Below are 7,083 nucleotides of genomic sequence, written 5' to 3'. Positions count from 1 at the left end.
GGATATCGAGCCAGGTTCGCTGTTGATTGCGAACTACGGAGAAGGAACATACATCTACACAGCACTGGTATGGTACAGGCAGCTAGATTATCTTGTACCGGGCGGCTACAGGGTCTTTGCGAATATGTTGAGTTTGCCAAAAGCGAAGTGAAATGATTAGTAAGTCCGGGGACTCTTATGGGTCCCCGGATCTATAAAGTATCGAAATACTGAAATATTCCACGATATCCTGTTCTATTCGTCTTTCAAGCAATTAAACGAACGCAGCTCACGAATATCCCTGGTTATTTAATAGGAGAAGCTTGAAGTATAATGTTAGTAAGTTAGCCTACTTAACAAAACAAAGGTGATTCCGGTGAGTCGATGCTTACGTGAGACTGAAGAGAAAATAATGCGCATAGTAAGAGATGAGGGGTTAGTCTCCAGGGCAGATATTGCCAGAAAGAGTGGCCTAAGCAAGCCCGTGGTGTCGGTTGTTGTGAGCAACTTCATCTCTCAGGGCTCACTGATTGAAGCAAGAGAAGGAGAGAGCTCAACTCGTGGTGGGAAGAAGCCCATGCTCTTGTCTTTTGTTCCTAACTACAAGTATGTAGTTGGTGTTGATGTTGGTGGGAACAAATTGATCTCTATACTATCGGATCTTGATGGAAATATAGTTGAAAAAGCGAAGTTCTCTACAAAGTCAATTTCAGATGAGGAAACATTTCTAGAAACCGTTGAGAAGGCAATATCTACGGTAATGAAAGTTCCGCTCTCAAAAGTTATGGGTATTGGAATTGGCGTTCCAGGTACAGTAGATCCCGAGAGCGGAATGATCTTCTATATGCCCGCATTCGGTCTTCGAAAAGTGAATCTGATGAATTGTATGGAGGAAAGATTCAACCTTCCCACATTTGTGTCTAATGACGTTACTCTGAACGCACTTGGAGAGATGTGGGCAGGAGCCGCCAGGGGATGCAGGAATGTTTTTCTGACGGCCCTAGGCACGGGAACGGGCGCGGGACTAATAATAAACAACGAACTCTACGAAGGGACAAGCGGCATGGCCGGCGAAATAGGGTATATGATAACTGACTGGAGCAGAGAGAAGAACTTGAGCTTTGTCTTTGGCAGCCTTGAGAGCTGGTTTTCGGGATACGCGTTCGAGAAACTTCTTTCAGAATTCGAGAACGAACCGACGGTTGCGCAAATGTTCGATCATTCCGATAGCAATCCGAGATTCAGGGAGATAGTGACGGTTGCATGCGAGCATCTCAGCGTGGTAATCGCAAATGTAATCACACTGCTTGATCCGGACGTTGTCGTTATAACAGGTGGAATAGGTTACAACCAATACGATAGGATATTGAGTCTTATAAAGCCGGTACTAAGAAGAACCGTCCCCGCCGAAATACTGGATCGGGTTACTTTCAAGCGGGGCGAACTGGGTGAGTTAGGCGTTTCTCTAGGAGCTGTGTGCAACGTTCAGAGAAAGGTTTTCATGGAAGTATGAGCTAAATCACTATTCTGGAGGTGGAAAAATGAAAAGAGCATTGTTGCTACTGCTGGCCGTTTTGGTTGTCTTTGCTGGTTTTGCTGGTGCAGTGAAGATAACTTTCTGGCAGTACTACTACGAAACAAAAGTGAAGCTAGTGGATCAACTTATCGAGGAGTTTGAAAAACAGAATCCCGGGATCGAAGTAGAGCACGTTACTTTCCCCTACGAGAATTTCAACGAAAAGGTCGCGGTATCTGTTCCTGCCGGAGTCGGACCGGATGTTCTCACTCTTTTCTATGGATGGATTCCGCTATATGTTACTTCGGGATATCTTGTTCCACTTCCCGAGGGCGAATTCTCTCCCGAATATCTCAACAGTGAGTTCTTCCCGTTCGTCTCTAAAGGAATCGAGTTCGATGGAGTGCCATATGCCCTTCCAACTGCGGTAAGGTCCCTTGCGCTATTCTGGAACAAGGACCTCTTTGCCGAGGCCGGTCTCGATCCTGAGAGTCCTCCGACCACTTTTGCCGAAATGGTCGAATTTGCAAAGAAGCTCACAAAGTATGACGACAAGGGCAACATAATTCAGGAAGGTCTGACAATGCAGCCATCTGGCCAGGAGCACCAGTGGATAAGAGAGGTTCTTGTCAGACAGCTCGGTGGGACGCCATACAGCGCGGACAACAGAACCGTTCTTTACTACCAGACTGCGCCAGAGACTCTGAAGGTATATACCGACCTTATCACCAAGGATAAAGTTGGCTACCCAGGCTTCCTGAACGATGACGTTACAGCTTTCAGATCTCTCAAGGCCGCCATGACAATTGACGGTTCTTTCAGGCTTGGAACTTTCAGACCTCTTAACAACCTCAACTGGGGAGTTACCGAACTTCCGTCCATGAACGGTGTGAAGTCAAACTTTGCGTCTTTCTGGGCACACGCAATAACGACCAACGCAACTGGTGAAAAACTGGAAGCTTCTATTAAGTTCCTGAAGTTCATAACTTCCGAATACGCTCAAACACTTTGGCTAGAACAGGTGGGCGAACTTCCAGCCAATCCGAACGTTGCGGCCGCTTACTACGATCATCCCGAATTTGGGCCGTTCCTTAAGGGACTCGAGTATGCTCATGCTACTTTCTTTGTTGATGAGAGCGGACAGCGCCAGGTATTGATGGATGCTGTAGACAAGGTCTGGATACAGGGAATGGATCCTATTAAGGCTTTCCAAGAAGCAGCACAAGAGGATCAAGCGATAATTGACGAATTCTGGTCGAGAGTAGAGTAAATGGAAAGTGGGTGGCCGTGGCTTCGCCGCGGCCATTTCCTTTGGGGGTAAAACATGAAGATAGGTCAGAAAAGAATCGTTACAGCATATGTTTTCCTGGCTATCCCATTGGTATTCTATATTGTTGTTCGTTTCTATCCAATGATTTATGCCTTCTGGTTGAGCTTTACAAACTGGAGGCTGATCTCACCGAAGAAGGATTTTGTTGGCTTTGACAATTTTGTGAAGCTCTTTAAAGATAAGGTATTCACAACTTCTCTCTGGAATACTATTAAATACGTGACTTTCGGTATACCGCTAGTGATAGTTCTATCTCTTTTTTTGGCCACAACGTTAAACAGGGTGAGACATCTGCAGTGGTTCTATCGTTTGCTATATGTAATGCCATACATCACTCCACTTGTTGCAGTTAGCTGGGTTTGGCGGTGGATCTACCAGCGGCCTCCCGCAGGAATATTAAACAATGTTCTGATGGCCTTTGGGTTAGATGCGCAGCCGTTTCTGTCCAGTATGAACCAGTCTTTGCCGGCCATAGTTGTGACTACTGTGTGGGTGAACCTAGGATACTGCATTATCATTTATCTTGCCGGTCTGCAAACCATACCTCAAGAGTACATAGAGGCAGCAGAGATTGATGGAGCAACCTCAAGACAATCCTTCTTCAAAATCACTTTGCCTCTCCTTAATCCGATCACGGTATTTCTGGTAGTTACTCAGAGTATTACGTTCTTAAGGATATTCACGCAAGTTTACAATATGACCGACCAGGGATCGGGAGGCCCTCTAAACGCAACCAAGCCTCTGGTTCTATACATATACCAGAAAGCCTTTAGGTCTTTTGATATGGGTCTCGCTTCTAGCGCTACCGTGATACTTTTCATGCTCATTATGGGTATAACGCTGATACAACTACTAGTATTGAACAAGCGAGTCCAATACTGATTGGTAGGTGGTTACAAGTGAATAGGATTGACAGGAAAACAAGTATTTTTGCCTATATATTTCTAACGATCTTTGCGATTGTGATGGTCTTTCCCTTTGTCTGGATGTTCTCTTCGTCTTTCAAGACATCTGAAGAAATCTATGAGATGTCGTTGATACCTAATGAACCGACGATCGCCAACTACGAGTTCATTTTCAAATACTCAATGTTTCCTAGGTGGTTTTTGAACAGCATGATTGTGGCTGTTGTGACCACTATATCCGTTCTCTTTTTCGATTCGCTGATAGGCTACACGCTTGCCAAATATACTTTTCCCGGCAAGAACATCATATTTATTCTCATTCTCAGCACGCTCATGATTCCGACCGAGATGCTAGTTATTCCATGGTATATCATGGTAAGGCAATTGGGGTGGATGGAGACCTACTGGAGCATAATGTTTCCCGGTATGATCAGCGCTTTCGGTATTTTCCTCATGAAGCAGTTCATGTCGACGATACCGGATGACCTGCTTGATGCAGCAAGAATCGACGGGGTATCGGAATTTGGAATATTCATCAGAATAGTCATACCTCTCGTCAAACCGGCACTTGCCACACTGGCGATTTTCAATTTCGTTGGCAACTGGAATGCTTTTTTGTGGCCTCTCATAGTAGCCCAGACTCCGAAGATGTACACTCTCCCGGTCGGGGTCTCTTACTTCTCAAGTGAGAATCTAACCAGGTGGGAGTTGATTATGACAGGCGCCGCCGTCTCAACCATACCGCTGATAATCTTCTTCATAATCTTCCAGAAGCAGATTGTAAAGGGAATCGCCATGTCGGGATTAAAGGGGTGATACATATGCGAATAATCGATTCTCATGTTCATTTTCCATCTTCTGATCTCTTTGGAAAGGCTAAAGGTAGTGTCCATCCATGGCTGGCCCGTGAGAGGGCGCGCTGGAGAAAGGCATGGCAGTTCGATGGGGCCGAACCCATCGCTTCACAGGATGAAATGGTAGAGAGATGGTATAGAGAGGCAGAAATGTATGATATCTCTGTCGTTTTCGTTACTTCAGGTGGAAACGAGGCAATGGCGGAGATAGTTAAATCTCATCCCGACAGGTTTCACGGCTATGCTCATCACGACCCTTCACTCGAAGAGGCCCCTTTCCTGCTTGAGAAAGCCGTTAAGAAGCAGGGTCTGAAGGGATATAAGATACTTGGACCGACGGTTGGAAAGCCTCTTGACAGCAAAGATCTTTATCCGGTATGGGAAGTCGCTCAGGGAGAAAATATCCCTGTGCTGATCCATTTTGGTATCATGGGCTCTGCTGGGGGGATTGCCAATCATATGAATATCAATCCACTGGTAATTCACGATGTTGCAAAAGCCTTTCCTCATATGAGAATAATCGTGCCACATTTTGGTTGTGGATACGTCTTTGAAACCTTGAATCTCTGCTGGGCCTGCCCCAATGTATATATTGACACAAGCGGATCAAACCAGTGGATGAGATGGATGCCTTACGATGTGAACCTGGAAATGCTCTTTCGAAAGTATAGAGAGACTATAGGGCCGGGTAGAATTGTATTTGGTACGGATTCCAGTTATTTTCCCAGGGGTTACGCAAAGGCCTACTTCGATGAGCAGTTCAAAGCCATGATTAACGTTGGTTATTCCGACGATGAAATCGAAAGGGTCGTCTTCGGCAACATAGACGACCTTCTCAATGGGAGGTAGTATGGGATTTTCTCCAATATATTCTAGGCACGTTCTCGAAAAGTCTTACAGGCACTGGGCGGAGACCTTCCTGAGTGAATTCGGGCAGCAAAACAGGGCTCATCTAGTTATGCTTACAAAGCAGGGGATAATCGACTCCGAAACAGCATCAGCGCTAAAGAATGCTATTGGAGCACTAGACACGACTATGAAGATCCCGCGGGAGTTCCCCGATGGGGTTGAAGATCTTTTCTTCTTCTATGAGAAGCAACTCGAAGGACTTCTCGGAGAAAAGGCAGGCTCTCTCCATACTGCTAGAAGCAGGAATGATATGGACGCAACTGTCTTCAGATTGTACGTGAGAAAGCGGATGATTTCCCTCATGAAGCAAATGCTGGCGATGACGGGAAGTTTGATCGAGAAGATAAAGAACTCCAGAGAACAACTCTTGGTTCTATACACGCATGGACAACCCGCACAGGTCTCCACGCTAGCTCACTATCTGGCATCTTTCCTTATAGAATTTCTGGAAGGACTGGAAGGATTGAACACCTCCTTAAGAGTCGTGAATCAGTGCCCTTTGGGTGCTGCAGCGATCACCACGACAGGATTCAATATTGATCGGAAACTGGTCTCTGACCTTCTGGGATTCGAATATCCGGTTCCCAACTCTTACCAGGCTATCGTCACATCCCATTGGCTCACTTATCCATCGATGTGGTTCAAGAGCATACTGACCGACATAACCCGTCTTATGGCCGATATGGGACACAAAGCCTCTTGCGAAGTCGGGATTCTCAGCTTCCCTGATGAACTCGTGCAGGTTTCCAGTATAATGCCGCAGAAGAGGAATCCTGTGATAATCGAGCACATAAGAATCCAGTCCGGGATGGCCTCTGGAGACTTTCAGAGCCTTATTGACCTCTTCCACAATGTACCTTACCAGGATGTGAACGAAGTCGCAGACGCTCCTCTCACAAACTTTACCAGAGGGTGTGAAACGTTTTCGGGGCTGCTGGAATTGCTGGAAGAGACGCTTCTAAAAGTGTCCGTGGACGAGAAGAAAGTGGACGATATAGCAATATCTGCCGGAACGACAACAACAGAACTTGCTGACGAACTTGTAAGGAGAGAATCAATCTCATTCAGAACAGCTCATAGAGTTACGAGCGCCTATGTCAAATCGGGATACTCTCTTGAAGCTCTCCGCAAAGAATTCCAAAGTCTAGTCGGAAGACCCATAGGCATGAGAGACTCTGAGCTCAAGACTACTCTTTCTCCCAGACACTTTGTAGAGATGCGCACTATTCCAGGAGGTCCCTCCACTCAGGCTGTGGAAAGCGTTCTGGATTCTATTGAAGCAAAAGTGAGAGGGATTTCCAAATCGCTGGACGAGCTGGTCAAGGTCATTGCCAAGAGCGAGAAACGCCTAACGACAGAGTTCAATTGTCTCGGTTGATGCGGTGCAATAGTGATTGCAGCTAAGGAAATAATTATCAGACTCGGAGAAGAGGTTTCAACGGCAAACACTGAAATGGATCCTTACATTGTCGAGCAGCTCGATCTCTATCAAGGGCCATTCTCGGAAGTCTTGAAGAAAAACGTCACCATTTCTAGGAGAACAGGACTCCCCATTTGTCAGGATACAGGTTTTCTAGAATTCTTCGTCTT

7 protein-coding genes are annotated in these 7,083 nt (G+C 46.0%); all 7 read left to right on the top strand.

The window, feature by feature from the left end; all coding sequences use genetic code 11:
* The first annotated feature begins 391 nt into the window (after positions 1 to 391).
* Complete coding sequence (locus ENN47_09290) at positions 392 to 1,492, top strand: ROK family protein (GenBank protein ID HDP78357.1); 1,101 nt, start codon at positions 392 to 394, stop codon at positions 1,490 to 1,492.
* Positions 1,493 to 1,520: 28 nt separating this feature from the next.
* Positions 1,521 to 2,765, top strand: a complete 1,245-nt coding sequence (locus tag ENN47_09285; protein HDP78356.1) for an extracellular solute-binding protein — start codon at positions 1,521 to 1,523, stop codon at positions 2,763 to 2,765.
* A 60-nt stretch (positions 2,766 to 2,825) separates the two neighbouring features.
* Positions 2,826 to 3,707: a sugar ABC transporter permease gene (locus tag ENN47_09280; GenBank protein ID HDP78355.1), complete on the top strand. Its 882-nt coding sequence runs from the start codon at positions 2,826 to 2,828 to the stop codon at positions 3,705 to 3,707.
* Between the two features lie 83 nt (positions 3,708 to 3,790).
* Entirely contained in the window at positions 3,791 to 4,546 is a 756-nt protein-coding gene (locus ENN47_09275) for a carbohydrate ABC transporter permease (protein ID HDP78354.1), read from the top strand.
* A gap of 5 nt (positions 4,547 to 4,551) precedes the next feature.
* Positions 4,552 to 5,433 carry an amidohydrolase gene (locus ENN47_09270; protein HDP78353.1) on the top strand — a complete coding sequence of 294 codons (882 nt, stop codon included), beginning with the start codon at positions 4,552 to 4,554 and terminating at the stop codon, positions 5,431 to 5,433.
* Positions 5,423 to 6,871, top strand: a complete 1,449-nt coding sequence (locus ENN47_09265) for a hypothetical protein (protein ID HDP78352.1) — start codon at positions 5,423 to 5,425, stop codon at positions 6,869 to 6,871. The genes ENN47_09270 and ENN47_09265 overlap by 11 nt, the downstream gene beginning before the upstream one ends.
* A gap of 12 nt (positions 6,872 to 6,883) precedes the next feature.
* Positions 6,884 to 7,083 (top strand): fumarate hydratase (locus ENN47_09260; protein HDP78351.1); only part of this gene is annotated, 200 nt, incomplete at its 3' end.

The organism is Mesotoga infera, assembly GCA_011045915.1.
Lineage (GTDB): Bacteria > Thermotogota > Thermotogae > Petrotogales > Kosmotogaceae > Mesotoga > Mesotoga infera_D.
This window is presented reverse-complemented; position numbering and strand designations above follow the sequence as displayed.